This is a genomic window from Stieleria sp. (assembly GCF_041595215.1).
In the GTDB taxonomy this organism is placed as follows: Bacteria; Planctomycetota; Planctomycetia; order Pirellulales; family Pirellulaceae; genus Stieleria; species Stieleria magnilauensis.
In genome coordinates this window covers 1-2,747 of the sequence record NZ_JBFHKV010001107.1, presented here as the reverse complement: position 1 = coordinate 2,747, position 2,747 = coordinate 1, and the positions used below count along the sequence as shown (strand labels likewise).

Here is a 2,747-nt window from a genome sequence, read left to right as displayed (position 1 = left end):
CTGAGATCTTCCTGCTCGGTTCCGTTGGGCGTGTAGTGCATTTCGAACAGCAACTTGCTGCCGGCTTTGACGTGGAGTGCGACGCCGTCTTTGAGCTGCATCGGCGGACTGCCCGGCGCGTATCCGGCGACGACTTGACGAACATCCTGGCGTCGTTCGCCTTCGGGAATCACGTACACCAAAATGTGATGCACGACGCTTCGTTTGTCCGGGCGTGCTTCCGCTGCGACGATGTACTTGTCCTCGTCCCAGCCGGGATCGACGACAAATCGCTGGTAGTCGACGATTCCCTCGGCGGGAACCCGAAACGCTTGGTCCCGCATCGTGATGACTTCGTCCGGCCGGCCGATCTGCCATCCGGCGACAAATACGGGCGGGGTGGGCAGATCACGGGCATCGCCTTCGGGCAGTCCGTTGTCGACCCAGGTTTCAATCAATTCGCGTTCCCGCTCGCTCAATCGGGGATCGTTGGCAAAGGTTCCGTGTGCCGGATTGGCCGACCATGGCGGCATGCGATTGTCGGCGATGACTTCCAGGATCGTGTCTTCCCAGCCCAGCACGTCGTCGTAGCTGTTTAAGGTGAAGGGAGCGATCTCGCCGTCTCGATGGCAACTGACACAATGGGCATTGAAAATCGGAGCGATGTGCTTGGTATAGGTCACCTCGCCCGTCGCCTCGATCGGTTTCACACGCCCGATGTGGCAACCGACCGGCTCGGTCGACGGCTCGCTGATCGGCTGACCGGCCAACAACTGATCGATCGCCTGAGTCAACTCCGGCTCGGCTTCACGCTCACGCGAGTATCCGACGCCATATTGATCGTCGATGCGACCGTGGTAGCGAACGGTGCGTTCACGATCAATCAAAAACACCTCCGGTGTCCTCGTGGCGCCCAACGCATCGGCGACGACGTTGCCCGGGTCCTTCAACATCGGAAAACCGATCGCGTGGCGATGCACGTAAGCCGCCAGTTCGGTCATGCTGTCTTGCGTGTTGGAATTGATCCCAATCACTTGGACTCCGCGATCGGCATAACGCCGTTGAATGTCCGTCAGCCGAGGGCCATACAATTTGGCGAGCGGACACTCCGTCCCGAGAAAGACGATCGCGATCGCTTGGCGGTCATCAAAATGGCTCAACGAAACAGACTTGCCGTAGCAGTTGTCCAGCGTGAAGTCCGCGACGTTCATGCCGATGGGGCCGCTTGCGTTCGACGCGGCATCCGCAGCCCGAGCGGGATTCGTCCCGAACATCACCACGGCGGCAAGGAAGACAGCAAGAACATCGGGACGGTGCAGCAACATTCGGTCCGGTCTCAAGTTTCAGTCGGCGATTAAGAAATGTACGATGGGGCGGCCGGCCAAAACGACCGGGAAATCTCGCGACGATGCGGCACGAACACATCGATCGATCACATCATCGGTGATATTGTCCGCAAAAGCACGACCAACGGATCGGGATTCGCGTATCGATTCGTATCGATCCGTTACGGCGTTCCCGTCACCTGTTCAATCGTTCCTGCGTACGCCCGTACCGTGTTACGGAAGGCTTCCATCAGACGGCTTTGAAAGCGATAGGGATTCCACACGGCGACGATCGTGCGTGTCGGCCTGGCGCCGTTGAGGGAGCGGTAGACGCGACGTTCGGATTGATCCAATCGCCGCGCCATCATCGGGATCATCGAGATGCCGTGATCCAACGAGACGAGTTCTTGGACCGTCGCCATCTGGCTGGTGCGTTCCACCGAGACCGGGTGAAAGGATTGTTTGCGGCAGAACGAGACAATGTTGTCGGAGAGACAATGAGCCTCGCCGAGTAAGACAAAGGGGATCTGATCGATGTCAGATAACTCGATCGATTGTTTTGAAACGAGCGGGTGATTTGGCGGCAACACCAATAACAGCTCCTCCTCAAACAGTTCTTCGATCTCCAGGTACTTGGCTTGAATCGGCAGTGCAAGGATCGCCACATCGATGAGTCCGTCGGCGCATGCTTTCAACAATTCATCGGTGGTTGCTTCTTGGACGACCAGCGTTGCTTGGGGATAGTCTTCGGCAAAACGGCGCAGCAGTCCGGGCAGGAAAAACGGCGCGATCGTCGGGATGGCCCCCACTCGAATGCGGCCGACTTGCCCATCGTCGACGATCTCCGCGAGCGTGTCCTCCAGGATGGACAGCACTTCTTTGGCGCGACCCTGCAACAACTTGCCGGCATCGGTCAGCGAGACACATTTGGATTGGCGCTGGAGCACCGGCTGCCCGATCTCCTCTTCCAGCCGTCCGATCGATCGACTCAGTGCCGGCTGGGAGATTCCCAAATGCTCCGCCGCGCGGGTGAAATTGCCGTCCGCGGCGACTTGCAAAAAGTATCGAAGTTGGTCCAATTCCATCGCGCTGAGATCCTGAGGCATCGTTTCACGAACGTCTTCATTGCGGCAGAATTTTAACACAAGACGCGAGTGTCTCATGTTGTTTGCCCCCTCTCACGTTCTCAGCCTGTGCCGTTGATGAGAAACCGGCGTTGCCGCCGTCCACCGCAGATGCCCAGATGCCCTGATGACACGCTCCGCTTCCCGTCCGGCGTTTTCACCGAACCAACAAGGTACTGCAGCGCTGCGTCAACTTCGTTTCCGCACGCTCGATGAGGCAGTGGACGACGCACAGCGATTACTCGCAAGCGGATACCAGCGTCACGGCAACTGGACGCTGGGGCAGATTTGCCAGCACCTGCGCGTGGTGCAAGACCCG

General features: G+C 58.7%; 3 protein-coding genes. 1 reads left to right on the top strand and 2 read right to left on the bottom strand.

What is annotated here, in order from left to right; translation table 11 throughout:
* On the bottom strand, positions 1–1,319 hold a 1,319-nt coding region (locus tag ABX749_RS28550), incomplete at its 3' end, for a redoxin domain-containing protein (protein ID WP_372899026.1).
* 167 nt (positions 1,320–1,486) lie between these two features.
* A complete protein-coding gene (locus tag ABX749_RS28545) occupies positions 1,487–2,389 on the bottom strand; it encodes a LysR family transcriptional regulator (RefSeq protein ID WP_372899027.1) in 903 nt (300 codons plus the stop codon).
* Positions 2,390–2,555: 166 nt separating this feature from the next.
* On the opposite strand from ABX749_RS28545, the gene ABX749_RS28540 reads away from it, so the two are divergent.
* Positions 2,556–2,747 (top strand): DUF1569 domain-containing protein (locus ABX749_RS28540; RefSeq protein ID WP_372899025.1); only part of this gene is annotated, 192 nt, incomplete at its 3' end.

Coding starts and splice junctions, on each gene's coding strand:
- ABX749_RS28545 (WP_372899027.1), bottom strand. CDS start 2,389: ATGGAATTGGACCAACTTCGATACTTTTTGCAAGTCGCCGCGGACGGC.